This is a genomic window from Pandoraea sp. ISTKB, assembly GCF_001721285.1.
In the GTDB taxonomy this organism is placed as follows: Bacteria; Pseudomonadota; Gammaproteobacteria; order Burkholderiales; family Burkholderiaceae; genus Pandoraea; species Pandoraea capi.
This window is the reverse complement of sequence record NZ_MAOS01000029.1, coordinates 1-23,971: the sequence shown is the minus strand read 5'-3', so window position 1 is coordinate 23,971 and position 23,971 is coordinate 1. Positions and strand designations below refer to the sequence as shown.

The window sequence follows — 23,971 nt, the reverse complement described above, 5'->3', positions numbered from 1 at the left end:
AAAAAAGCGCCGCAATTGCGGCGCTTTTTTTTATGGCGTTTCGGTGAGCGACGCGCTTAGTGCTTGCCCGTGCTGCCGAAGCCGCCGGCCCCACGATCGCTTTCGGGGAATTCGTCGACGAGGTTGAACTCGGCTTGTACGACCGGCACGATCACCAACTGTGCGAGACGCTCGAACGGGTTCAGCACGAACGGCTCGTTGCCGCGATTCCACGTCGACACCATCAACTGGCCCTGATAGTCCGAGTCGATCAGGCCGACGAGATTGCCCAGCACGATGCCGTGCTTGTGGCCGAGGCCCGAGCGCGGCAGGATCAGCGCGGCGTAGCCCGGATCGGCCAGATGGATGGCCAGACCCGTCGGCACGAGCACGGTCTGGCCCGGGGCGATGGTCATCGGCGCGTCGAGGCAGGCGCGCAGGTCGAGCCCGGCGCTACCCGGCGTGGCGTAGGCGGGGAGTTGCGAGCGCAGGCGTTCGTCGAGAATCTTGACGTCGAGTTTCATGGCGTGATGGCGTTGAATTGGGGCAAAGGATCCGGTGGGCGTATGGCTGAGCCGAGGACAATCAGTCTTCGGCGCGCAGCGAAAATGCTTGCGCGAGTAACTCGTGAGACCGCAGACGGGCGCGATAGCTGCCGGCGACCGTCAGCACGATGATTTCGTCGGCTTCGAACTGCGCCTGCAACTCCTGCACGCGTTCGGTCACGCGCTCCGGGGTGCCGATGATACTACGCGGCTTCTCCCGCGCGATCACGGACAGTTCCCGATCCCGATATTGCGGCTTGGCCTGCGCGCCTTGTTCGAGGCTGGGAATCGGTTCGTTCATGCCATACGCCATCTGTACGCGACGCAAGTCTACGCCGGCTTCCAGCGCTTCGGCCTCGGCGTCGGTATCGGCACAAATGACGAACAGCGCCACGGCGCAGTACGGCTTGTCCATCTGCCCCGGCGTGAAACGTTCGCGATAGGCCTGCGTGACGCGGTGCCCGTAGTGCGCATTGATGAAGTGCGCGAAGCAATACCGCAGACCGAGTTGTGCCGCGAGCAGTCCGCCGAATTCGCTGGATCCCAGCACCCACAACTCGGGGCGCGTCGGCACTGCGGGTTGCAGCAGCACGCCGCGATACGGATGGTCGTCGGCCAGTGTGTCGCCGAACAGGCCCGCCAGCTCGGCGACCTGCTGAGGGAAGTGCTCACCGGCATCGTACGGGCCTTTCGCGACGGCGCGCGCGGTGCGCATGTCGCCCCCGGGCGCGCGGCCGACGCCGAGGTCGATCCGATTCGGAAACAGTGCTTCGAGCATCAGAAATTGCTCGGCCAGCTTGAACGGACTGTAGTACGGCAGCATCACGCCGCCCGAGCCGACGCGCAGACGCTTCGTCACGCTCGCCAGCCGCGCGATCATCACCTCCGGCGCAGGGTTGGCGACGCCGCGCAGCCCGTGGTGCTCGGCGCACCAGTAGCGCGTGTAGCCGAGATCGTCGGCCGCCTGCGCCAGTTCGACCGTGGCGGCAATGGCGTCTGCCACGCTATGGCCGTGAATGACGGGTGTCTGATCGAGCACCGACAGCTTGATGCGCTGGCGGGCGTGATCGGCAGTTGAGTTTGTCGGTTGATCCATGGGTTTAGGCTCCATCGCCGATGACCGAACCAAGCGGTTCAGCGTCATCGACGCGCATTGTCATACGGGTCAGTGACCGCTGTGGGCAGACGTATCCGCCGGTGGCGTGCCGGGGCCTGCATGCGGCAGGCGCGCAATCATCAGAATCGCAACGATGCCGCCGATGGCACCGCAAAGGAAAATCGAGGCATAACCGAAGAAATTTGCGACCAGTCCGGCCATCGGCCCGATCAGGCCGAGCGCCAGATCGAAGAACGCGGAGTAGGCGGCGAGCGCCGCACCGCGATTCTGCGGCGGCACCTGACGCAGCGCTTCTACGCCGAGCGCCGGGAACACCAGTGCGAAGCCGAGACCCGTGAGGCCCGCTCCTGCCAACGCCATGTGCGGATTGACGGCGCCCCACAGCAGAAACTGACCGATGGCGCTGAAGACGAGTGAGCACATCGCGACGCGGCGTCCGCCGAAGCGGTCGACCGCATGCGACATCAACACGCGCATTGCGATGAACGTGCCGCTATAGAGCGTGAGCGCAAACGCGGCGCCCGACCAGCCGTGGCTGGCATAGAACAGCGTGATGAAGGCGGCGATCACGGCGTAGCCGATGCTGCCCAGCGTCATCGCCAGGCCGGGGCGCCAGACCAGACCGACCACCTTGAAGAACGACAGCCGCGTGCCGCCCACGGGGACCGCCGCAGGCAGTCGCAGGGCAATGGCGAACGCGATGGCGGGCAGGCCGATGTTGACGAGTGAAACGATGGTGAAGCCCGCCGCTTGCAGCAGGTAGGCGCCGAACGGCGCGCCGACGGCCAGCGCGGTGTACATCGACACGCCTTGCCAGGAAATGGCCTTGCTGGCGTGCGCTGCGCCGAGCAGGCCGATGCCCCACGACATGCCGCCCGTGAGCAGCAGGCTTTCGCCGAAGCCGAGTACGACGCGTCCGGCGAGGAGCACGCCGAGCGCGAGCGAGGGGCTCGGCATGATCGACGCGACGAGATACAGGATGCCTGCGGCCGCGCAGCCGCACAGGCCGGTAAGTACCGCGTGACGCGGGCCACGGGTGTCGACGGTGCGTCCCGCGTAGGAGCGCAGCAGCAGGGTGACGACCGACTGAATGCCGATCGTGACACCCACGACGAACGAGCCGAAGCCGAGCGTTTCGTGAACGTACACCGGCAGCACGGGCAACGGCATGCCGATGGTCATGAAGCCGAAGAACATGATCGCGGCGAGCATGCTCAGTGTGCCGTAGACACTGACGTCTGGGCGCGCGGCGGAAGGAGGTTGTGTCATCTTGATTGTTATCGTGTGCGTTGGCCCGAAGGCCGGAATGCCGATGGCCGCAGTGGGGCTGGCACCCGGTGTGCCTAGCTGCGGACCCCCGCCAGTCTGTCAGTGTCGCCGGACAACGACAATGACAGACGGACTGACGGTAGGGGTATTGGCGGTGGCGCAGGTCGCGCTGCACCGCATCCCGGTGTGCCTTGCTGCCAACCCTGCCTAACTAACGTTCGCCGGCCAAGCGAGGCTAGGCGGCACTAAACGGCACTAAACCGCGCAGGTGCCGCGTCTACCCCGGCACGACCAGCGAGCCTGCCGCCGAACTACCGTGCCGGCTGACGAGCCGGTAGCCGGGCGGCGATTTCGACGATCAGGCTGCGGGCGAGCGACTGCTTGTCGGCGCGCGGCAGGCGCTTCTGTCCCGTCTCGTCGAACAGAATGACTTCGTTTTCGTCCTGTCCGAACGTGGCCGGGCCGAGATTGCCCACGAGCAGCGGCACCTGTTTGCGCTGACGTTTTTGCGCGCCGTGCTTTTCGAGATCGCCCGATTCGGCGGCGAAACCCACGCAGTACGGCGGTGTCGGCAACTGTGCCACTGCCGCAAGAATGTCGGGATTCTGGACGAATTCGAGCGTCGGTACGTCGGCGTCGCCGGTCTTCTTGATCTTGTCGCGCGCCACGTCGCGCACGCGCCAGTCGGCAACGGCGGCGACCGCGATGAAGATGTCGTTTTGCGCGACGTTGGCCATCACTGCGTCGTACATTTGTTGCGCGGTCTGCACGTTGCTGCGGATCACGCCGTAAGGCGTGGCGAGCGACGTCGGCCCCGCGACGAGGTGCACGTCGGCACCGGCTTGCGCGGCGGCGCGCGCAAGCGCAAAGCCCATCTTTCCGCTCGACAGGTTGGTCAGGCCTCGCACCGGATCGATCGGCTCGAAGGTCGGGCCGGCCGTGATCAGCACGCGGCGTCCCGCCAGCCGCTTCGGCTGGAAGAACCCGGCAATGGCTTCATAGAGGTCTTCCGGTTCGAGCATGCGACCGTCGCCGATCTCGCCGCAGGCCTGATCGCCGCTGCCCGGCCCGAGGATCGTGACGCCGTCGCCACGCAGGGTGGCGGCGTTGCGTTGCGTGGCCGGATTGGCCCACATCTGACGGTTCATCGCCGGGGCGACCAGCAGCGGACAGTCGCGCGCCACGCACAGCGTGGAGAGCAGATCGTCGGCCATGCCGTGGGCGAGCTTGGCGAGGAAGTCGGTGGAGGCGGGTGCGATGAGGATGGCGTCGGCCTCGCGCGAGAGGTCGATGTGCGCCATGTTGTTGTCGATGCGGTTGTCCCACTGACTGGTGAAGACGGGGCGCCCCGAGAGCGCCTGCATCGTGAGCGGGGTGATGAATTGCGTGGCGGCTTCGGTCATCACGACCTGCACCGTCGCCCCGGCCTTGATGAACAGCCGCGTGAGTTCCGCAGACTTGTAGCAGGCAATACCGCCTGTCAGGCCAAGAACGATGGTCTTGCCAGCGAGTTCACCGCGTTCCATAACAAATGCCTCCTCCAAAGTGCCGCGCGGCGCCTCCAGGGCGCCGCGACGGTATTTGCTGCTTGCCGATCCGCCGCACGGACAACGCCGTGCGAGCGTTCGCGCCACGCCTGCCGGCGCTATTTGCCGCGCCGCACGCGTCGCAACTCGTCGATTACCAGCAGCACCGCGCCCACGCAAATGGCCGAGTCGGCCACGTTGAACGCCGGCCAGTGCCAGCCGCCGACGTGAAAGTCCAGAAAGTCGATCACATGCCCGTAGATCACGCGATCGATCACGTTGCCCAGCGCGCCGCCGAGAATCAGCGACAGCGACAGGCAGAACATCTTCTGGCCGTTGTGACGCTTGAGCAGCAGGATGATGACCGTTGCCGCCACCACGCCGAGCAGCGTAAAGAACCAGCGCTGCCAGCCACCGGCCGAGGCGAGGAAGTTGAACGCCGCGCCCTTGTTGTACACCAGCACGAGATTGAAGAACGAGGTCAGCGGGCGGAATTCGCCGTACTGGAACGTTTTCAGAATCGTGAGCTTGGTCACCTGATCGAGCAGGATCGCAATGACCGCGATCCCCAGCCACGGCGCCAGCCCGAAGGTGGCGCCGCTACGGGCGCTGCCGCCCGATCCCGATCCGCTACGCTTTGCACTCGTACGTGCACCTGCTTTGCTTGCCATTATGCCGCGCTCCGGTGTTCGCCGCTGCCGAAGAGGTTCGACACGCAACGTCCGCAAAGGGTCGGGTGAGCGGCGTCCGCGCCCACGTCTTCACGATAGTGCCAGCAGCGCTCGCACTTCTGATGCGTCGACGGCGTCACCACCACGCCTTCTTCCGCTTCCGAAGCGACTTGCGTGACCTTGGCGGCCGAGGTGATCAGCACGAAGCGCAGATCGTCGCCGAGGCTGGCCAGCACGTCGTACTTGCGGCCCGAGACGCGCACGTCCACTTCCGCCTGCAACGACGAACCGATCTGCTCGGCGGCGCGGGCTTCTTCGAGCGCCTTCGTGACGTCGCCGCGCACCGTGCGCAGCAGATGCCACTTTTCGAGCAGACGCGTGCCTTCCGCCACTTCCGGGTAGGCGTAGAACGTCTCCGTGAAAATCGTGTCGTTGCCCGGCTGGAACACTTGCCACGCTTCTTCCGCCGTGAACGACAGGAACGGGGCCATGACTTTCAGCAGGCCGTGCGTGATGTGATACAGCGCGTTCTGGGCGGCACGACGTGCGGGGGCATCGGGTGCGCTCGTGTACAGACGATCCTTCAGGATGTCGAGGTAGAAGCCGCCGAGATCTTCCGAGCAGAACGTCTGGAGCTTGGACACGACCGGGTGGAACTCGTAACGGTCATAGTGGCCGAGCACTTCGGTTTGCAGCGATTGCGCCAGCGCGACCGCATAACGGTCGATTTCCAGCCACTGGTCCGCGGGCATCGCGTGCTTCGAATGGTCGTAATCGGCCAGGTTCGAGAGCAGGAAGCGCAGCGTATTGCGGATACGACGGTAGCTTTCGACCACGCGCTTGAGGATTTCGTCTGAGATCGACAGCTCGCCCGAGTAGTCGGTCGATGCCACCCACAGACGGATGATTTCGGCTCCCAGCTTGCCCGCGACTTCCTGCGGCACGATGGTGTTGCCGACCGACTTCGACATCTTGCGGCCCTGACCGTCGACGGTGAAGCCGTGCGTGAGCAGCGCCTTGTAGGGCGCACGGCCGTCGAGCATCGAAGCGGTGAGCAGCGACGAGTGGAACCAGCCGCGATGCTGGTCCGAGCCTTCCAGATACAGGTCGGCCGGGAAGCCCAGCTCATGGGAGTGCGAGCCGCGCAGCACGTGCCAGTGCGTGGTGCCCGAGTCGAACCACACGTCGAGCGTGTCGCGGTTCTTTACGTAATCCTTGGCCTCGTCGCCGAGCAGTTCGACCGGGTCGAGCGTCTGCCAGGCTTCGATGCCTTCAAGCTCCACGCGCTTGGCCACGGCTTCGATCAACTCGGGCGTGCGCGGGTGCAGCGCACCGGTTTCCTTGTGGACGAAGAACGCCATCGGCACGCCCCATTGGCGCTGGCGCGAGAGCGTCCAGTCCGGGCGGTGCGCGATCATGTTGTGCAGGCGCTGCTTGCCCCACGACGGGAAGAACTCCGTGGCTTCGATGGCGGCGAGCGCGATTTCGCGCAGCGTCTGACCGTTGCCCGGCGCGCCGTCGACCGGCTTCACGTCCATACCGGCGAACCACTGGTTGGTCGCGCGGTAGATGATCGGGGACTTGTGACGCCAGCAGTGCATGTAGCTGTGCGTGTACTTGAACGAGTGGAACAGCGAGCCCGCGTCGCGCAGCGCTTCGACGATCTGCGGGTTGGCGTCCCAGATCGACTGACCGCCGAACAGCGGCAGGCTGTCCTGATAGCGGCCGTCGCCGAGCACCGGCATGCGGATTTCCGAGTCCGGCATGTCGTGCGCCTTGCACGACACGAAGTCTTCCACGCCGTAGGCCGGCGCCGAGTGCACGATACCGGTACCGGTATCGGTCGTCACATAGTCGCCGAGGTAGATGGGCGACGTGCGGTCATAACCGGCATCGGCGCTCGCGAGCGGGTGACGGAAACGGATCAGCGAGAGCGCTTCGCCCTTCGTGCGGGCGACGATCTCGCCGTGCAGGCCGTACGTCTTCAGGCAGTCTTCGACGCGATCGGTCGCGAGGATCAGCAGGCCGCGTTCGGTCGAGACGAGGGCGTACTCGACTTCCGGATGCACGTTGAGCGCCTGGTTCGACGGGATCGTCCAGGGGGTCGTCGTCCAGATGACGATGTAGCCGTCTTCACGCGGCAGCTTCGGCAGACCGAACGCCTTGGCGACCTTCTCCGGTTCCGCGAAGGCGAAGCCCACGTCGATGGCCAGATCGGTCTTGTCCTTGTACTCGACTTCCGCTTCGGCCAGCGCCGAGCCGCAGTCGAAGCACCAGTTCACCGGCTTCAGACCGCGATACACGTAACCGTTCTCCAGAATCTTCGCCAGCGCACGAAGCTCGTCCGCTTCGTTGGAGAAGTTCATGGTCTTGTACGGATTGTCCCAGTCGCCCAGCACGCCCAGACGCTCGAAGTCCGCCTTCTGGCGCTCGATCTGCACGGCGGCGTAGGCGCGCGCCTTTTCCTGCACTTCACGCACGGGCAGATGCTTGCCGAACTGCTTTTCGATCTGGATTTCGATGGGCATGCCGTGGCAGTCCCAGCCCGGCACGTAGGCAGCGTCGAAGCCCGCGAGGCTGCGCGCCTTGACGATCATGTCCTTGAGGATCTTGTTGACCGCGTGACCGATGTGGATGTCACCGTTCGCATACGGCGGGCCGTCGTGCAGGATGAACTTCGGACGGCCTTTGCTGGCGCGGCGGATCTTGTCGTAGATCTTCTTTTCCTGCCATTGCTTGACCCACAGCGGCTCGCGCTTGGGCAGGTCGCCACGCATCGGGAACGGCGTGTCCAGCAGGTTGACGGGATATTTGCTCGGGGCTTTCTTTTCGCTCATGGGTGCAACGCTTCGAATTTGGGATGTCGGGTGTGGGGCGCTCGCGCCGGTGACGTTGCCGGGCCTGTTTCGTGGCCGACGGTGCAACGTCCGGGCGGGTGCCAGAGACGGCGGCGGGCCGCGCGCGTGGCGCTGGGCGCCGGCGCACGCGGGCGAAGATCAACTAATTCGGTCGGTGGCCGAGGTGGCGAAGTCGCGTCGTGCGCTCGGGCCGTTGGCGTCGAGCGCATGGGCGAAATAGGCGCGCGCCTCGCGCGTGTCCTGCGCGATCGCAGCTTCGAGTTCGGCCAGTCCGTCGAATTTCGCTTCGTCCCGCAGCTTCTGCAGGAATTCCACGCGCACCAGCTTGCCGTAGCAATCGCCCGAGAAATCGAGCAGATGGACTTCGAGCAGCACGCGACCGGAATCGTCCACGGTCGGGCGCAGGCCGAGACTCGCCACGGCCGGCAGCGGTTTGTCCGCCAGGCCGTGAACCTGCACGACGAAAATGCCGGTGAGGGCCGGATGCTTGTGGGCGATGCGCAGATTGAGCGTCGGGAAGCCGAGCTTGCGCCCCAGCTTCATGCCGTGCACGACGTGGCCGGTGATCGCGTACGGACGGCCGAGCAGCGCATGCGCGCGCTCGAAGTTGCCGTCGGTGAGCGCGGCGCGCACTTCCGAGCTGGAGATGCGCACGCCGTCGTGCGCGATGGTCGGCATCTGTTCGACGACGAAGTCGAAGCGGCGGCCAGCGTCGCGCAGGTACTCGATATCGCCCGCGCGCTTGGCGCCGAAGCGGAAGTCGTCGCCGACGAGCAGCCAGCGGGTGTGCAGGCCGTCGACGATGATGTTGCGCACGAAGTCTTCGGGCGACTGACCGGCGAAGTGCGCGTTGAAGTGCTCAACCACCAGACGGTCGACGCCGTGTGCGCGCAGCGCTTCGAACTTGTCGCGCAGGTTCGAGATACGGGCGGGCGCACGGTCGGGGGTGAAGTATTCGCGAGGATGCGGCTCGAACGTCATCACGCACACCGGCAAGCCGCGCGCAGCCGCCGCCGCGCGCACGCGCGCGAGCAGTGCCTGGTGGCCCAGGTGCACGCCGTCGAAATTGCCGATCGTCAGCACGCAGGGCGCTTTGCTTTGCGCGTTGGGTAGACCCCGGAAGACTCGCACGATAAGGAAGCGTCAGTACAGGACGTTGATGTATGGGATGAACCGCGCGGCGTGGCTGGGAAGGCCCGGCGGCCTGTGACGGCGGGGCAGGGCCCGGACCGCGCAGGACGGCCGATCCGACATTGCGGCGCCGCAGAACGTTGAATTATAAACGCTTCGGGGCCATCGCGGCGCGCATCGCGCTGTCTGGTGCGCCGCGCCAATGATAAAATCCGGCGATGAAGAACATTGTCATCCTGATTTCCGGACGAGGCAGCAACATGCAGGCCATCGTCCGGGCCTGTACCGCAGAAGGCTGGCCGGCCCGCGTGGCCGCCATCATCGCCAATCGTCCCGAGGCCGACGGCCTGGAGTTCGCGCAGGAAAACGGCATCGCCACGGCCATCGTGCCAAGTCGCGGCAAGACCCGCGAGGCGTTCGACGCCGAACTCGCCGCCGAGATCGACCGCCATCAACCCGATCTGGTCGTGCTCGCCGGGTTCATGCGCATTCTCACGCCGGCGTTCACCGAGCGCTACGCCGGGCGGCTCATCAACATTCATCCGTCGCTGCTGCCCGCTTTCCCGGGCCTGCAAACGCACGCCCGTGCACTGGAAGCCGGCTGCAAGATCGTCGGCGCCACCGTGCATTTCGTGACCGCTGAACTCGATCACGGCCCGTACGTGCTGCAAACGGCCGTACCCGTGCGCGACGGCGACACGCCAGAGACACTGGCAGAGCGCATTCTGCCGCTCGAACACATCATTTATCCGCGCGCCGTGCGCTGGTTCGTGGAAGATCGTCTGATCGTGGCCGATGGCCGCGTGACGCTCGCCCCGCGTGCCGACGGCACTTCCGATTCGCAAGATTCGCAATGGCTTTTTGGTGAGGACGCATGAGCACCCGCCCGACCCAGCGCCGCGATGGCGCCAATCAATCCAGTCACCGCTCCGGCGGCCGTTCGTCCGATGCCCGTCATCCTTCCAAAGGTGGCAATGATCGCGGCTATGTCCGCCCGGATCGCTACGACCGTTCGCGCAACGATCGCCGTCAGGACGCGCCGCCCGTCGTCGGCGGGACCGGCATGCGCGGCGAGCGTCTGCCGCCGGCACTCTTCGAACACACGCAACGACTGCTCGGCAGCGTTCTGACGTTCACCGGCCCGGCCGATACGCTCGTCAGCACTTACTTCCGTGCCAACGACAAGCTCGGACATCGGGAACGCGGTGTGCTGGCGGAGACGGTGTTCGCCATTCTGCGTCGCAAGCTCGAATTCGGTCAGCACGCCGTGAGCGGCACGGGGTCGCAGGAACGTCGTCTGGCGCTGCTCGGTCTCGCCTTCACGCGGGGTATCGCGTCGGTGGAACTGGTGGCGACGCCGGACGAAGCAGCCTGGCTCGAACACGTCGGTCAGATCGACCCGGCCAGCCTTGCGCCGCGAGTGCGTACTAACTTGCCGGAATGGTTGTACGACCGTCTGGCCAAGCGTTTCGACGCCACCGAACTCGAAGCGCTCGCTGCGTCGCTGAATCAGCCCGCGCCGCTCGACTGCCGCGTGAACCTCATCAAGGCGACCCGGGAAGATGTGCTCGCCAAGCTGCGCGAGGACAGCTTTTCGGCCGAGCCGACGCCGCTCGCGCCCAATGGCATCCGATTGTCGGGCAAGCCGGCGCTGCAAAAGCATCCGCTGTTCATGTCCGGTGCGATCGAGGTGCAGGACGAGGGTAGCCAATTGCTGTGCCAGTTGGTCGCGCCGCGTCGTGGCGAGATGATCGTCGACTTCTGCGCCGGTGCCGGTGGCAAGACGCTCGCGATTGGTGCGCAGATGCGCTCGACCGGGCGCCTGTATGCGTTCGACGTGTCGGAAAAACGTCTGGCGAAGCTCAAGCCGCGTCTGGCGCGCAGTGGTCTGTCGAACGTCTATCCGGTCATGATCGACAGCGAGAACGATAGCAAGATCAAGCGTCTCGCCGGCAAGATCGACCGTGTGCTGGTCGACGCGCCGTGCAGTGGGCTCGGCACGCTGCGCCGGAATCCGGACCTGAAGTGGCGCCAGTCGCCGCAGTCCGTCGAGGAACTGACGCAGAAGCAAACGTCGATTCTCGCGAGCGCCGCGCGTCTGGTGAAGCCGGGCGGCCGTCTCGTGTACGCGACGTGCAGTCTGCTCACGGAAGAGAACAGCGCGATTGCCGAGGCCTTCGCCGCCGCCCATCCGGACTTCGTGCTGCTGCCCGCAAACGAGTTGCTCGCGGCGCAGAAAATCGGACTCGACACGGGTAAGTACCTCGAATTGCTGCCGAACCGCAACGCGACCGACGGCTTTTTTGCTGCCGTGTTCGAGCGTCGTGCGGCAACGAAAGCGTAAGGTATGTTTCGACGGGTGCCCGGGTGGCGCCCGGATGCGCCGCGCCGGTTAGCGCCGGCGAACGACAAGAAAAGATAGAAGGGATATGGCGATGCAGGAAAGTCCGGCTTTCGCGAGGTTGGTGCGGGATGTCGTGCGTGACTTCGGCGATACGCAGATCATCTGGCAGATCGTGGCGCTCGTTGGCGCGCTTGCCGTCGCGTTCGTGCTGCGTCGCTGGATGATCGGTCGTCTTGACCGTCACTTCGAACGTGTCGCGCCGGCCCGCCGCGCGGGATCGTCGAGCCTGCGCCGCTCCTTCTTCCCGATGTTTGGCTGGATGTGCGTGGCGCTCACGCGTGTCGTGCTCCAGGAGTACATGCACGTCTCGCTGCTGATGCTCGCGGAAGTCCCGCTGTTCGGCACGGCGCTCATCTATCTCGCGTTCTACTTCGCACGTCGGCTGTTCGCGTCGTCGCCGCATGCCTCGGGCTTGCTGAAGGTGTTCGAGCGCGTGTTCACGACACTTGCGTGGCTGTCGATGCTTGCCTACGTGCTGGGCGTGCACGACGACATCCTCAAGTGGCTCGCCAGCGTGAAGTTCGCCGTCGGCACGAGCCATCTGACGCTGCTTTCGATACTGTCGGGCGTGCTCTGGATCGGCGTGACGCTGGTGCTGGCGATGTGGGTCGGCTCGCTGATCGAAGACCGGATCATGCGCACGACCACGCTCGACGGCAACCTCAAAGTGGTGCTCTCGCGGCTGATCAAAGGTTTGCTGACGCTCGTTGCCGTACTCGCAACGCTGTCGTTCGTGGGCATCGATATCACCGTGCTCGGTGTGTTCGGCGGGGCGCTTGGCGTGGGGTTGGGCTTCGGCTTGCAGAAGATCGCGTCGAACCTCGTGTCGGGATTCATCATCTTGCTGGATCGCTCCGTGCGGATCGGCGACCTGATTACGGTGTCGACGTATCACGGCACCGTGTCGCAAATCAACACGCGGTATTCGGTGGTACGCGGGCTGGATGGCGTTGAAGCGCTGGTGCCGAACGAACAGCTCGTGACGAACGTCGTCCAGAATCACTCGTTCACCGAGACGCGCGGCCGGGCGAAGGTGAGTGTTCAGGTGGCCTACAGCGCCGATGTCGAACTGGCAATGTCGCTGATGCTCAAGGCCGCGGAGGGCATTCCCCGCGTGCTGTCCGATCCGGCGCCCTCGGCATTGCTGCTGAATTTCGCTGCCGATGGGATGGATCTGGAAATGGGCTTTTGGGTGCAGGATCCGGCGCAAGGCAGTGGCGCCATCCGTTCGGAGATTAATTTACGGATTTGGCGCGCATTTCGTGAGCAGGGTATTGAAATTCCGTATGCGCAGCGCGAAATACGCATTCTGAACGACTGGGCGGACGGCATTCCTGCGGAAGTCCCCCATCCCTCGGTCGACCGCCCTGATTTGCCGGTGGACGCCTTGCCCGCGTCTGCGTCATCGCCCGCCGTGCCGCCCCAACTGGAGTCACCACAGGCGGATGACACCGGAAAGAAGGCCTGATAGACCGATTTCTCTACGTTTTTCCCGGACGCCGGGTTGACCTGCGACAAAATGCGTGGCTGACAGGCTACACACGGGCGTCGGCGCGTCGGGTAAAATGCGTCCCAAACCATAAAAACCAGACGTTCACTGGCACGTTTTCCGCCCATATCGCCACGGCATCCGCAACTTGCCGACCTCCAGCGAATCCAAGCGTCAAGCGAGCGCAAGAACGAGACCTGACGCGACGGCCTATGTCCACATCGGCCGCTTCGGCCCGACAAGACAAGACACGGCTTCGCTGGACCTTGCCGTGATGGCTACCGTATTGATTAGTTTGGAGTGATATTTTGCTGGACAGTCTCCTTGGATTTCTCTCGACCGGCCTGCTCGACTGGAGCGGCTGGGAGATCTTTTTCTTCACGCTGGCCGTCACCCATGTGACGATTGCCGCGGTCACCATCTATCTGCATCGTTGCCAGGCGCACCGCGCCCTCGATGTGCATCCGATCGTCGCTCACTTCTTCCGCCTCTGGCTGTGGATGACCACGGGCATGATCACCAGCGAGTGGGCTGCCATCCACCGCAAGCACCACGCCAAGTGCGAAACGCCGGAAGATCCGCATAGCCCGCAAACGCGTGGCCTGTGGAAGGTGCTGGCCGAAGGCGCCGAACTCTATCGCGCCGAAGCGAAGAACGAAGAAACGCTGCGCAAGTTCAGCCATGGCACGCCGAACGACTGGATCGAGAACAACATCTACAAGCGTTTCCCGATCCTCGGCATCAGCATGATGATGATCATCGACATCGCGCTGTTCGGTGCCATCGGTCTGACCGTGTGGGCCGTGCAGATGGTGTGGATTCCGTTCTGGGCGGCCGGTGTCGTCAACGGTCTGGGCCACTACTGGGGCTACCGCAACTTCAACTGCGCCGACGCGTCGACGAACCTGCTGCCGTGGGGCATCATCATCGGCGGTGAAGAACTGCACAACAATCACCACACCTACGCGACGTCGGCCAAGCTGTCGAACAAGTGGTACGAGTTCGATATCGGCTGGCTGTACATCCGTACGCTGTCGTTCGTGGGGCTGGCCAAGGTGAAGAAGATCGCGCCGACGCCGAAGCTCGCGAAGGTCAAGGCGGCCTGCGACGACGATACGTTGCAAGCCGTGCTCTCGAACCGCTACGAAGTGATGGCGCGTTACGCCAAGACCTTCAAGCGTGCTTATGGCGAGGAACTGGCGCGCTTCAAGGACAAGCGTCAGCACGGCGAATACCAGTTGTTCCGCGGCGCGCGCAAGTGGCTGCATCACGACGAAGCCTCGCTGCAAGAGCCGCAAAAGCAGCAACTCGGCGAGATCTTCGCGCACAGCAATGCCGTGAAGACGTACTACGAACTGCGCAGTGAACTGGCCGGTATCTGGGATCGTTCGAATGCCTCGCGTGAGCAGTTGCTGGGTCAGTTGCAGAACTGGTGCCATCGTGCCGAGCAGAGCGGCATTCACGCATTGCAGGAATTCGCGACGCGTTTGCGCCGCTACGCGTGAACAGGCGCAGCCAGAAATCTGTTTTTGACGCATAATCGAAACCCCGCCACGGCGGGGTTTTGTCATTCCCGGCCTATCCCACGGGCCACGCAAAAATGAATGCCTCACTCAAATCCGTAGAATTCGAGCGCCCCGCACCGAGCGGCGCCACGTGCGTTGCCCATGCCTGGGCACGCGTCCCGGATGCGCCGTCGCAGGAGGAACGCGCGGCGCTCAAGGCCAAAATCAAGCGCTTGCTCGTCGAGCAGGATGCCGTGCTTGTGGCCCATTACTATGTCGACGCCGACTTGCAGGACCTCGCCGAGGAGACCGGCGGCTGCGTGGCCGATTCGCTCGAAATGGCGCGTTTCGGCCGGAATCATTCAGCCAAGACGCTGGTGGTGGCCGGTGTGCGCTTCATGGGCGAGACATCGAAGATTCTCAGTCCCGAAAAACGCATTTTGATGCCCGATCTCGACGCTACGTGCTCGCTCGATCTGGGTTGCCCCGCCGACGAATTCGCCGCATTCTGCGATGCGCATCCCGACCGTACCGTCGTCGTCTATGCCAATACCAGCGCAGCCGTGAAGGCGCGGGCGGACTGGATGGTGACGTCGTCCATCGGCCTGGAAATCGTGGCGCATCTGCATGCACAGGGCAAAAAGATTCTGTGGGCGCCGGACCGCCATCTGGGCAGCTACGTCCAGAAGCAGACGGGCGCCGACATGTTGCTGTGGCAGGGCGCATGCCTCGTGCACGACGAGTTCAAGGGCACCGAACTCGAGCTGCTGCGTCGCGAGCATCCGAACGCCAAGGTGCTGGTGCACCCGGAGTCGCCGGCCGCAGTCGTCGCGCTGGCGGATGTCGTCGGTTCCACGTCGCAGATGATTGCGGCGGCGCAGACCATGGATGCCACCGAGTTCATCGTCGCCACCGACAACGGCATTTTGCACAAGATGCGCGCTGCAGCACCGGGCAAGCATTTCATCGAAGCGCCGACGGCGGGCAACAGCGCCACTTGCAAGAGCTGTGCGCATTGCCCGTGGATGGCGATGAACAGCCTGCGGAATCTGGCGGAAGTGCTGGAGTCGGGGGCTAATGAAATTCACGTCGATCCGGAAATTGGCCGCCGCGCGCATACCTGTATCGATCGCATGTTGACGTTCGCCGAAGCGCGCAAGCAGAACGTGCGCGCCAGCGGTGACTTTGCGCGCGACGGCGCGCTGTTCTCGGGCGTGGGCCCCGCATAATGACGCAATCGAAAACGTTGAACACTGCCGAAGCACTGTCTCCCGAATTCACGACGTTCGGCGAGCCGCTCGAAGCGGCGCTTTCGCGCAACGTGCAGGACGCACTGGCAGAAGACATCGGCAGCGGTGACCTCACGGGTTTGCTCGTGCCGTCGGACGAAATGGCGCATGCGCGAATCATCGTGCGTGAGTCGGCGGTGCTGTGTGGCGTGCGCTGGTTCGAGCGCTGCATGCTGGGCGTCGATGCCTCTGTGCGCGTGCAATGGCACTACCGCGAAGGCGAGCGCATGACGCCCGATTCGCCGGTCTGTGACATTTACGGCCCGGCGCGCGCACTGCTGACCGGCGAGCGTACGTCGATGAACTTCCTTCAGTTGCTCTCGGGTGTCGCGACGGCCGTGCGTCGTTACGCGGACATCGTCGAAGGGACGAAGGCGCGCGTGCTGGATACGCGCAAGACGCTGCCGGGGCTACGTCTCGCGCAGAAGTTCGCGGTTCGCGTAGGTGGCGGGGCGAATCAGCGCCTCGCGCTCTACGACGGCATTCTCATCAAAGAGAACCACATCGCGGCGGCAGGCGGCATTCGTCAGGTGCTGGCAAACGCAGATCGTCTGTCGGACGGCGCGCCGGTGCAGATCGAAGTGGAGTCGCTCGAAGAACTCGAGACCGCGCTGGAATGTGGCGCGACGTCGATCCTGCTCGACAATTTCACGCTGGAAATGATGCGCGAGGCTGCGCGTGTGGCCGATGGACGCGCAGTGCTGGAGGCGTCCGGCGGCATCAATCTGGAAACGCTGCGAGCGATCGCGGAGACGGGCGTCGACCGTATTTCTGTCGGCGGCCTCACCAAGGACGTTCGCGCCGCGGACTTCTCCATGCGCATTCTGGAGACGGTGGGATAAGCGTCACGATGTGACGGCTTGGCTTCCAACGCTTCAGGCACGTAAAAACAACAAGGCCGCAGGCATTACCCTGCGGCCTTGTTGTTTTTACGTGTGCGATCAACGCGTGCGACGCGGTAGCGCCGGCGAAAGCACCGTCGGCAAGGCTTTCGGTAACGTGTCCGGGAAGTCGCGCGAGAAATGCAGGCCACGGCTCTCACGACGCGCCAGTGCGCTATCGACGATCAGCGAAGCGACGTCGACCAGATTGCGCAATTCCAGGAGGTCGCGACTGACGCGGAAGTTGGCGTAATACTCGGCGATTTCCTCGCGCAGCAGGGCGATGCGATGCTGTGCCCGTTCCAGCCGCTTGGTCGTGCGCACGATGCCGACGTAGTTCCACATCATGCGGCGCAGCTCATCCCAGTTGTGCGCGACGACCACTTCTTCATCGGCATCCGAGACACGGCTTTCGTCCCAAGCGGGAACGTCCGTGGCGGCGATCTGGGTGGTTTCGCCGCGCTGAATGTCTTCTGCCGCTGCCTTGCCGAGCACGATACATTCGAGCAGCGAATTGCTGGCAAGACGGTTCGCGCCGTGCAGGCCGGTGTACGTCGCTTCCCCCACCGCGTAGAGTCCGGGCAGATCCGTGCGCCCGTGCATATCCGTGACGATCCCGCCGCACGTGTAATGCGCCGCCGGCACGACGGGAATCGGTTGCTTCGTGATGTCGATTCCCAGTTCAGCGCAGCGCGCGAGAATCGTGGGGAAGTGTTCGCGCAGGAATTCCGGACTTTGATGGCTGATGTCGAGGTACACGCAATCAAGCCCGTGTTTCTTCATCTCGAAGTCGATGGCGCGCGCAACGATATCGCGCGGCGCAAGTTCGGCCCGAGAATCGTGCGCGGGCATGAAGCGCGTGCCGTCAGGGAGCACCAGACGTCCGCCTTCCCCCCGAACGGCTTCCGAGATCAGGAACGACTTGGCGTAAGGATGATAGAGACAGGTCGGATGGAACTGGATGAACTCCATGTTCGCGATCCGGCAGCCCGCGCGCCAGGCCATGGCGATGCCATCGCCCGTCGCGGTGTCGGGGTTCGTCGTGTACAGATAAACCTTGCCGGCCCCGCCGGTCGCCAGCACCGTATGTCGGGCGGTCACCGCGTGGACTTCGCCGGTGCCGAGATCCTGTATGTACAGGCCCTGGCAATGACGTCCGGCGGTCGGTGCCGCGTCGGCGCGATCGGACGTAATCAGATCGACGGCGAAGTGATTCTCGAAAAGGGTGATGTTCGGGTGCCGGCGCACGCGCTCGGTGAGCGTCGTAATAACGGCATGCCCCGTGGCATCGGCCGCGTGAATGATGCGCCGATGGCTGTGACCGCCTTCGCGTGTCAGATGAAAGCCGAGTTCGGCTTGTGCGTCGCGCGTGAAGGGCACGCCTTGCTCGATGAGCCACTCGATGGCTTCGCGGCTGTGTTCGATGATGAAGCGCGTTGCCGCCTCGTCACACAAACCGGCACCGGCGACGAGCGTGTCGGCAACGTGTTCGTCGACGCTGTCGGTGGAGTCCAGCACTGCGGCGATGCCGCCCTGAGCCCAATCGCTCGCACCTTCGGGCATGGGACGCTTGGCGACCAGCGCCACGCGGCAGGTGTTGGCCAGATGCAAGGCGACGGACTGGCCGGCGAGCCCGCTGCCGACGATGACGACATCGAAATTCATGGTACGCGCGCTGTCTGGGATCGACGCATTTTCGGTGGCGCGATCCTCGTGATGAGAGATGAGCCAGTATAGCGAGTCAACACACCCGTGACACATGCCCCTATGCGCAGATCGGAGATATTGTGTGTCGTCGGACTACGCAAAGCGTAGCGCTGCAATTTTCGAGACGCTGAAATGAAAATCCCCCGCCAGTGGCGGGGTATTGAACGCAGTAGCGAACCACTGCGATGAAACCTGTTGATCTTATTTGATCTTGGTTTCTTTGTACGGTACGTGCTTACGAGCCACCGGATCGAACTTGCTGATTTCCATCTTTTCCGGATGGGTACGCTTGTTCTTCGTGGTCGTGTAGAAATGACCCGTACCTGCGGTCGATTCCAGCTTGATCTTGTCGCGAGCGCCTTTTGCCATGATGAGCTCCTAAACTTAGATGGCGTTACGCGAACGCAGGTCCGCGAGAACGGCATCGATACCGACCTTATCGATCAGGCGCAGGCCGGCGTTCGAAAGGCGCAGGCGCACAAAACGGTTTTCGCTCTCAACCCAGAACCGGCGATTTTGCAAGTTCGGGAGGAAACGGCGCTTGGTTTTGTTATTGGCGTGGGAAACGTTATTGCCGACCATCGGCGCTTTCCCGGTCACTTGACATACGCGTGCCATGAAGCACTCCTAACCCAGAATTCTGTGTAAAAAAAGGTGAGTCGAAAAGACAGACCGCGATAATACCACAAAAATCCCAGACAAATCAATCGCTTTAGTCGATGTAGGACGTGAGTCCCTGGCGGGAAACGTCTGTCGGAGATTCGGGGAAGGGACGGATCATAGCGTAAACGTCGCCCAAATGCGAACGGCGTGCCGAATTTATGTGCACGGTGTTGTTCGGCGTCACACTGCGTCACGAATTTCCTCGTGCCCCAGCGCGTCTGCGGCTTGCCTTCGACTTACATATCGCCGCCCTCGGCCAGCGAATAGACGGTATCGCCGGCCACGATGAAATGATCGAGCAGACGAATTTCCAGCAGCGCCAGCGCGTCGCCCAACTGACGTGTCAGCGCAAGATCGGCGGCGCTGGGCGTGGGGACGCCGGACGGATGATTGTGCGCGACGATGATGGCAGCCGCATGAAGGTCCAGTGCGGCGCGTACGATTTCTCTCGGGTAGACGCAGGTCTGCGTGAGCGTTCCCTCGAACATGATGCGCGTGCCGATCAGCCGGTGCGCGGCGTCCAGAAACAGGCAGACGAAGCGCTCGCGCGAGGTGTCCTGCAATGTGAGACGCAGATAATCGCGAACCCGGGCGGGAGAATCGAGCATGCAGCCGGATTGCAGGCCTTCGCGCAACATGCGGCGTGCCACTTCCAGCGCGGCCTGAAACTGAAGGGATTTGGCCTGGCCGAGGCCCGGGATCTGCCGCAATGTCTCGAACGGTGTGGCAAGCAATCTGCCGAGCGATCCGCTGCGGGCCAGCAGCTCGCGCCCGAGATCGACGGCATTGCGGCCATGCGAGCCGGTGCGCAGCAAGATGGCGAGCAACTCGGCGTCGGACAGGGCGTTAGGCCCATGGGCGAGCATTTTTTCGCGGGGGCGCTCGGCGGGTGGCCAGTGAGCGATGGACATGACGGCTCCGGAAGGCGGACACGGTCGCAGGCATGATCGCGGGTGTCACTAATAAGAAACACAACCGCCGAAGGGAAAAATTCGGGGCTGCTTTGATGGGGAGCCGGACGCGCAACGCGTCGTCGCTTACAATAATAGCTTGACCTTGCTGTGAGACCCCCATGAGTTCTGTTGCAACCCCCGTGGTTCAAGACGATTCCTATCTGACGCTCCACTACCGGATCGGCGCGCCCGACGGCGCGGACATTGTCAACACTTTCGAAGGCACCCCCGCAACGTTGCAACTCGGCGGCGGCCAGATGGCGCCGACGCTGGAGCAGGCGATGCTGGGGATGGCCGTGGGGGAGCGTCGCCGGATCGAACTGGCGCCGGAGCAGGCTTTCGGCCCGCGCAATCCGGAACTGCTGCAACGCGTCTCGATGAAGACGTTGCAGGAGAACAGCAACTTCGGCGAGGAATATAGCGTTGGCGATCTGGTCGAGTTCAACGCGCCGAGCGGTGGCCGCTATGCGGGCATCCTGCGCGAACTGGGCGACGGCTGGGCATTGTTCGACTTCAACCATCCGCTGGCGGGCCAGCCGATCGTGTTCGAAGTCCAGATTATCGGCATTCTGTAGGAATCGAAATGAGCGCCACCCAAGTCGTAGCACCGACGCTGTCGGATGCGGAAATCCTGCTGGCTCAGCCGCGCGGCTTTTGCGCGGGCGTCGACCGTGCAATCGAAATCGTCGAGCGCGCGCTGGCGATGTACGGTGCACCGATTTACGTGCGCCACGAAATCGTCCACAACGTGTACGTCGTCGAGAATCTGCGCAAGAAGGGCGCGATTTTCATCGAGGAACTGTCGGACGTCCCGCCGGGCAACACGCTGATTTTCAGCGCGCACGGCGTGTCGCAGGCCGTACGTACCGAAGCCGAATCGCGCGGTCTGCGCATTTTCGACGCGACCTGTCCGCTCGTGACGAAGGTCCACGTCGAAGTCGCGAAAATGCGCGGCCAGGGGCTCGAGATCATCATGATCGGCCACAAGGGGCACCCGGAAGTCGAGGGCACCATGGGCCAGTCGGGCGAAGGCATGTTCCTCGTCGAGACGATCGAAGACGTGCTCGCGCTGCAAGTGGCAGATGAGAGCAAGCTCGCCTTCGTGACGCAAACGACGTTGTCCGTCGACGATGCCGCCGAAGTCATCAACGCGCTCAAGAAGCGTTTCCCCGAAATCACCGAGCCGAAGAAGCAGGACATCTGCTACGCCACGCAGAACCGTCAGGACGCCGTGAAATTCATGGCGCCGCAGTGCGACGTGGTGGTTGTGGTCGGTAGCCCGAACAGCTCCAATTCGAACCGTCTGCGCGAAGTCGCCGAGAAGATGGGCGTACCCGCCTACATGGTGGATTCGCCGGATCAGCTCAAGCCGGAATGGTTCGACGGCAAGCGTCGTATCGGGGTGACGGCGGGCGCATCGGCGCCCGAAGTGCTGGCGCAATCGATCGTCTCGCGACTGCGCGAACTGGGCGTCAATCAGGTCAAGGTGCTCGACGGTGTGGAAGAGAACATCGCGTTCCCGTTGCCCAAGGGCCTTACGCAAGCGATCGCAGGCTAAGGCATATCGCGAAGCCGCTCGGCGAAAATTGGCCCCATCGGCCGCTGGTGGTCCATATGATTGACCGCGCCGCCGCAGCGACTGTGCAACGCCGTCGCGCATAGCATCGCAGAAAGTCCACGGCCGGCGGTAATGCCGCACGGCCGGAAAGCCGGGTGTCGTCATCGACGACCCCGGTTTTTTTACGCTCATGCCTCGGGCCGAAGCGCCTGGACATATGGCACACTGCCCTCGGGCACGGCATCGACACGCCCTTTTCGCCATCAGGCGCCCTGACGTCCACGTCGATCATCCGCCGAATTCCCCCCAACTTTTCCTGGATCGCCTCTGCGGATCTTTCGCATTGGCGAACGAGATTTCGCAGAATTCACGCGTATCCGATTTTGTAGCTTTTAACGTCTCGGCAGCCAAAACCGAATGACGTTCTCATTAATTCAACGGATATGGAATTAACAATAAGGAATGTCGTCCGGTTTTCCGGAATTTAATTATTTATATGCCTGCTTAATTAGAAAGATCATTCCAAATCCAATAGGCATGCTAATTGCTTATTAGATTGCCATGGCATCCGGGCCCATGAATGGTGCACCGGTTGCACCATGAAGCCGCTCGGGAAGCTGCGCCCGGGTGCGTAAAACCTTTCACAATTCCGGGGTTGCGCTTTTGAAAAATTAGGGTTGCACAAGTCGGTATAAAACCTTAGTCCTCCATTATGGAAAACCCTGTGGCTGCGGGCGTCGCAGCCGCAAAGAATGGAGTTACAATGCGCGCGTTTCGCATACGAAACATCGATTTGGCGTTATTGGCGTTATTAAATCGCCGACAATCAGGAGATAATCACATGCAACTCAAGTTCGCGAAGGTACTGCCCGTAGTCGCCGCAGTGACGCTGTTGGCGGCGTGCGGTCAGAAGGAAGAAAAGCAGGCCGATTCGGGTGCCGCTTCTGCACCTGCCGCGACGACTGCCGCCAGCGGGGGCGGCGATGCGGTTGTCATTAAGATTGGTCACGTTGCACCATTGACGGGCCAAATTGCTCACTTGGGCAAAGATAACGAAAACGGTGCACGCCTCGCCGTTGAGGAAGCCAACAAGGCTGGCCTGACCATCGACGGCAAGCCGGTCAAGCTGGAACTGGTGGCAGAAGATGACGCCGCCGATCCGAAGACCGCAACGCAGGTTGCCCAGAAGCTGGTCGACGAGAAGGTCGTTGCCGTGGTGGGTCACTTGAACTCGGGCACGACGATTCCGGCATCGAAGATCTATAGCGATGCAGGCATCGTGCAGATCTCGCCGTCGGCAACCAACCCGGCGTACACGCAGCAGGGCTTCAAGACGACCTATCGTGTGGTCGCCACCGACGCTCAGCAAGGTCCGGCACTGGCCAACTACGCGACGAAGGCACTCAACGCCAAGTCGGTGGCCATCGTCGACGACGCCACGGCGTACGGCAAGGGTCTGGCCGACGAATTCGAGAAGACCGCCAAGGCCAACGGCCTGAAGGTGCTCTCGCACGACGCGACCAACGACAAGGCCACGGACTTCCGCGCCATTCTGACCAAGATCAAGGGTGAGAAGCCGGACATCATCATGTACGGCGGTATGGATGCCACCGGTGGCCCGTTCGCCAAGCAATCGAAGGAACTGGGTATCGGTGCCAAGGTGCTGGCCGGCGACGGCGTGTGTACCGACAAGGTGGCCGAACTCGCTGGCGACGCCATCGACAACATCGTCTGCTCGGAAGCGGGTATGGCGCTGTCGAAGATGGAAAACGGTGCCGACTTCTCCAAGCGTTACGAAGCCCGTTACAACCAGCCGATCCAGATCTACGCCCCGTTCACGTATGACGCCGTCAACGTGATCATCGACGCCATGAAGCGTGCCAACTCGGCCGATCCGGCCAAGATCCTGGCGGCCATGCCGACGACGGATTACAAGGGTGTTATCGGTCACATCGCCTTCGACAGCAAGGGCGACATGAAGGAGCCGGTGATCACGCTCTACAACTACAAGGATAAGAAGAAGAGCGTGCTCGACGTGGTGAAGATGTAACTCCCAGGCTCTCGCGCCATGATGCGGCACCGTTGCCTACCCATTCGGTGCCGCATCGATATCTGCGGAAAGACGCTGTGCCTGCATGACGGGCACGGCCCCCCCTCCTGACACAGGATTACGCCTCATAACCCGCAGTTCTCTCGACCCCCTCGCATGCCCTATCCGGCTTGCGTGTCGGGAGCCCGTTCCCGGGACAAGGAGTTAGCTTCATGGATATTTTTATCCAACAAATCTTGAACGGCCTCGTGCTTGGTAGCGTCTACGCGATCATTGCACTGGGTTACACGATGGTTTACGGCATTCTGGGCATCATCAACTTTGCCCACGCCGACGTGATGATGATCGGCGCGATGGTCGCGCTGTCCACCATCAA

General features: G+C 63.0%; 20 protein-coding genes and 1 pseudogene. 10 read left to right on the top strand and 11 right to left on the bottom strand.

Translation table 11 applies throughout. From position 1 onward, the window contains the following. Positions 1 to 56: 56 nt before the first annotated feature. The 7 genes from dut to A9762_RS10185 all read right to left on the bottom strand — a co-directional run bounded on the left by dut (position 57) and on the right by A9762_RS10185 (position 9,096). Positions 57 to 503 carry a dUTP diphosphatase gene (gene dut / locus A9762_RS10215; RefSeq protein WP_069341938.1) on the bottom strand — a complete coding sequence of 149 codons (447 nt, stop codon included), beginning with the start codon at positions 501 to 503 and terminating at the stop codon, positions 57 to 59. A gap of 61 nt (positions 504 to 564) precedes the next feature. Next, positions 565 to 1,620 carry an LLM class flavin-dependent oxidoreductase gene (locus A9762_RS10210; RefSeq protein ID WP_069341937.1) on the bottom strand — a complete coding sequence of 352 codons (1,056 nt, stop codon included), beginning with the start codon at positions 1,618 to 1,620 and terminating at the stop codon, positions 565 to 567. Positions 1,621 to 1,689: 69 nt separating this feature from the next. Further along, entirely contained in the window at positions 1,690 to 2,910 is a 1,221-nt protein-coding gene (locus A9762_RS10205; RefSeq protein WP_083253816.1) for an MFS transporter, read from the bottom strand. A gap of 311 nt (positions 2,911 to 3,221) precedes the next feature. Then, the gene (gene coaBC, locus A9762_RS10200; RefSeq protein ID WP_069341935.1) at positions 3,222 to 4,436 is read right to left on the bottom strand and encodes a bifunctional phosphopantothenoylcysteine decarboxylase/phosphopantothenate--cysteine ligase CoaBC; all 1,215 of its coding nucleotides are present in this window, start codon (positions 4,434 to 4,436) and stop codon (positions 3,222 to 3,224) included. 119 nt (positions 4,437 to 4,555) lie between these two features. Then, the gene (lspA, locus tag A9762_RS10195; protein WP_069341934.1) at positions 4,556 to 5,107 is read right to left on the bottom strand and encodes a signal peptidase II; all 552 of its coding nucleotides are present in this window, start codon (positions 5,105 to 5,107) and stop codon (positions 4,556 to 4,558) included. Further along, a complete protein-coding gene (ileS, locus tag A9762_RS10190; RefSeq protein ID WP_069341933.1) occupies positions 5,107 to 7,944 on the bottom strand; it encodes an isoleucine--tRNA ligase in 2,838 nt (945 codons plus the stop codon). The genes lspA and ileS overlap by 1 nt, the downstream gene beginning before the upstream one ends. Positions 7,945 to 8,103: 159 nt before the next feature. Then, positions 8,104 to 9,096, bottom strand: a complete 993-nt coding sequence (locus A9762_RS10185) for a bifunctional riboflavin kinase/FAD synthetase (RefSeq protein WP_069341932.1) — start codon at positions 9,094 to 9,096, stop codon at positions 8,104 to 8,106. A 218-nt stretch (positions 9,097 to 9,314) separates the two neighbouring features. Here A9762_RS10185 and purN point away from each other — a divergent pair, with 218 nt between their 5' ends. The 6 genes from purN to nadC all read left to right on the top strand — a co-directional run bounded on the left by purN (position 9,315) and on the right by nadC (position 16,625). Further along, positions 9,315 to 9,974, top strand: a complete 660-nt coding sequence (gene purN / locus A9762_RS10180; protein WP_069341931.1) for a phosphoribosylglycinamide formyltransferase — start codon at positions 9,315 to 9,317, stop codon at positions 9,972 to 9,974. Between the two features lie 185 nt (positions 9,975 to 10,159). Then, a complete protein-coding gene (locus tag A9762_RS10175; protein WP_069342015.1) occupies positions 10,160 to 11,440 on the top strand; it encodes an RsmB/NOP family class I SAM-dependent RNA methyltransferase in 1,281 nt (426 codons plus the stop codon). Between the two features lie 91 nt (positions 11,441 to 11,531). Continuing rightward, the gene (locus tag A9762_RS10170) at positions 11,532 to 12,968 is read left to right on the top strand and encodes a mechanosensitive ion channel family protein (RefSeq protein ID WP_170836221.1); all 1,437 of its coding nucleotides are present in this window, start codon (positions 11,532 to 11,534) and stop codon (positions 12,966 to 12,968) included. Positions 12,969 to 13,297: 329 nt separating this feature from the next. Continuing rightward, a complete protein-coding gene (locus A9762_RS10165) occupies positions 13,298 to 14,494 on the top strand; it encodes an acyl-CoA desaturase (RefSeq protein ID WP_069341929.1) in 1,197 nt (398 codons plus the stop codon). Positions 14,495 to 14,589: 95 nt separating this feature from the next. After that, positions 14,590 to 15,723, top strand: coding sequence for a quinolinate synthase NadA (gene nadA, locus A9762_RS10160; RefSeq protein WP_069341928.1), 1,134 nt, complete (start codon positions 14,590 to 14,592; stop codon positions 15,721 to 15,723). After that, positions 15,723 to 16,625, top strand: a complete 903-nt coding sequence (gene nadC / locus A9762_RS10155) for a carboxylating nicotinate-nucleotide diphosphorylase (RefSeq protein WP_069341927.1) — start codon at positions 15,723 to 15,725, stop codon at positions 16,623 to 16,625. Before nadA ends, nadC begins: the two co-directional genes overlap by 1 nt. A gap of 99 nt (positions 16,626 to 16,724) precedes the next feature. Here the strand turns inward: nadC and nadB are convergent, their stop codons facing one another. From nadB to radC, 4 genes are all read right to left on the bottom strand, one after another. Beyond that, positions 16,725 to 18,329, bottom strand: coding sequence for an L-aspartate oxidase (nadB, locus tag A9762_RS10150; RefSeq protein ID WP_069341926.1), 1,605 nt, complete (start codon positions 18,327 to 18,329; stop codon positions 16,725 to 16,727). Positions 18,330 to 18,572: 243 nt separating this feature from the next. Continuing rightward, a complete protein-coding gene (gene rpmG, locus A9762_RS10145; protein ID WP_010807102.1) occupies positions 18,573 to 18,740 on the bottom strand; it encodes a 50S ribosomal protein L33 in 168 nt (55 codons plus the stop codon). Between the two features lie 15 nt (positions 18,741 to 18,755). After that, a complete protein-coding gene (gene rpmB / locus A9762_RS10140; RefSeq protein ID WP_039400832.1) occupies positions 18,756 to 18,989 on the bottom strand; it encodes a 50S ribosomal protein L28 in 234 nt (77 codons plus the stop codon). Between the two features lie 281 nt (positions 18,990 to 19,270). Further along, the gene (gene radC / locus A9762_RS10135; protein ID WP_069341925.1) at positions 19,271 to 19,945 is read right to left on the bottom strand and encodes a DNA repair protein RadC; all 675 of its coding nucleotides are present in this window, start codon (positions 19,943 to 19,945) and stop codon (positions 19,271 to 19,273) included. 161 nt (positions 19,946 to 20,106) lie between these two features. Between radC and A9762_RS10130 the strand changes: the two genes are divergently transcribed. From A9762_RS10130 to A9762_RS28080, 4 genes and pseudogenes are all read left to right on the top strand, one after another. Then, entirely contained in the window at positions 20,107 to 20,562 is a 456-nt protein-coding gene (locus A9762_RS10130) for a peptidylprolyl isomerase (RefSeq protein ID WP_069341924.1), read from the top strand. An 8-nt stretch (positions 20,563 to 20,570) separates the two neighbouring features. Beyond that, positions 20,571 to 21,545 carry a 4-hydroxy-3-methylbut-2-enyl diphosphate reductase gene (gene ispH, locus A9762_RS10125; protein WP_069341923.1) on the top strand — a complete coding sequence of 325 codons (975 nt, stop codon included), beginning with the start codon at positions 20,571 to 20,573 and terminating at the stop codon, positions 21,543 to 21,545. An 841-nt stretch (positions 21,546 to 22,386) separates the two neighbouring features. After that, positions 22,387 to 23,595, top strand: a complete 1,209-nt coding sequence (locus A9762_RS10120) for a branched-chain amino acid ABC transporter substrate-binding protein (protein WP_069341922.1) — start codon at positions 22,387 to 22,389, stop codon at positions 23,593 to 23,595. Positions 23,596 to 23,807: 212 nt separating this feature from the next. Then, a pseudogene (locus A9762_RS28080) lies at positions 23,808 to 23,971 on the top strand (branched-chain amino acid ABC transporter permease); the annotation flags it as partial.

What these genes read in the sequence shown, in the direction of transcription:
- dut (WP_069341938.1), bottom strand. Translation starts at nt 503, where the DNA reads ATGAAACTCGACGTCAAGATTCTCGACGAACGCCTGCGCTCGCAACTC.
- A9762_RS10210 (WP_069341937.1), bottom strand. Translation starts at nt 1,620, where the DNA reads ATGGATCAACCGACAAACTCAACTGCCGATCACGCCCGCCAGCGCATC.
- A9762_RS10205 (WP_083253816.1), bottom strand. Translation starts at nt 2,910, where the DNA reads ATGACACAACCTCCTTCCGCCGCGCGCCCAGACGTCAGTGTCTACGGC.
- coaBC (WP_069341935.1), bottom strand. Translation starts at nt 4,436, where the DNA reads ATGGAACGCGGTGAACTCGCTGGCAAGACCATCGTTCTTGGCCTGACA.
- lspA (WP_069341934.1), bottom strand. Translation starts at nt 5,107, where the DNA reads ATGGCAAGCAAAGCAGGTGCACGTACGAGTGCAAAGCGTAGCGGATCG.
- ileS (WP_069341933.1), bottom strand. Translation starts at nt 7,944, where the DNA reads ATGAGCGAAAAGAAAGCCCCGAGCAAATATCCCGTCAACCTGCTGGAC.
- purN (WP_069341931.1), top strand. Translation starts at nt 9,315, where the DNA reads ATGAAGAACATTGTCATCCTGATTTCCGGACGAGGCAGCAACATGCAG.
- A9762_RS10175 (WP_069342015.1), top strand. Translation starts at nt 10,160, where the DNA reads ATGCGCGGCGAGCGTCTGCCGCCGGCACTCTTCGAACACACGCAACGA.
- A9762_RS10170 (WP_170836221.1), top strand. Translation starts at nt 11,532, where the DNA reads ATGCAGGAAAGTCCGGCTTTCGCGAGGTTGGTGCGGGATGTCGTGCGT.
- nadA (WP_069341928.1), top strand. Translation starts at nt 14,590, where the DNA reads ATGAATGCCTCACTCAAATCCGTAGAATTCGAGCGCCCCGCACCGAGC.
- nadC (WP_069341927.1), top strand. Translation starts at nt 15,723, where the DNA reads ATGACGCAATCGAAAACGTTGAACACTGCCGAAGCACTGTCTCCCGAA.
- nadB (WP_069341926.1), bottom strand. Translation starts at nt 18,329, where the DNA reads ATGAATTTCGATGTCGTCATCGTCGGCAGCGGGCTCGCCGGCCAGTCC.
- rpmG (WP_010807102.1), bottom strand. Translation starts at nt 18,740, where the DNA reads ATGGCAAAAGGCGCTCGCGACAAGATCAAGCTGGAATCGACCGCAGGT.
- rpmB (WP_039400832.1), bottom strand. Translation starts at nt 18,989, where the DNA reads ATGGCACGCGTATGTCAAGTGACCGGGAAAGCGCCGATGGTCGGCAAT.
- radC (WP_069341925.1), bottom strand. Translation starts at nt 19,945, where the DNA reads ATGTCCATCGCTCACTGGCCACCCGCCGAGCGCCCCCGCGAAAAAATG.
- A9762_RS10130 (WP_069341924.1), top strand. Translation starts at nt 20,107, where the DNA reads ATGAGTTCTGTTGCAACCCCCGTGGTTCAAGACGATTCCTATCTGACG.
- ispH (WP_069341923.1), top strand. Translation starts at nt 20,571, where the DNA reads ATGAGCGCCACCCAAGTCGTAGCACCGACGCTGTCGGATGCGGAAATC.
- A9762_RS10120 (WP_069341922.1), top strand. Translation starts at nt 22,387, where the DNA reads ATGCAACTCAAGTTCGCGAAGGTACTGCCCGTAGTCGCCGCAGTGACG.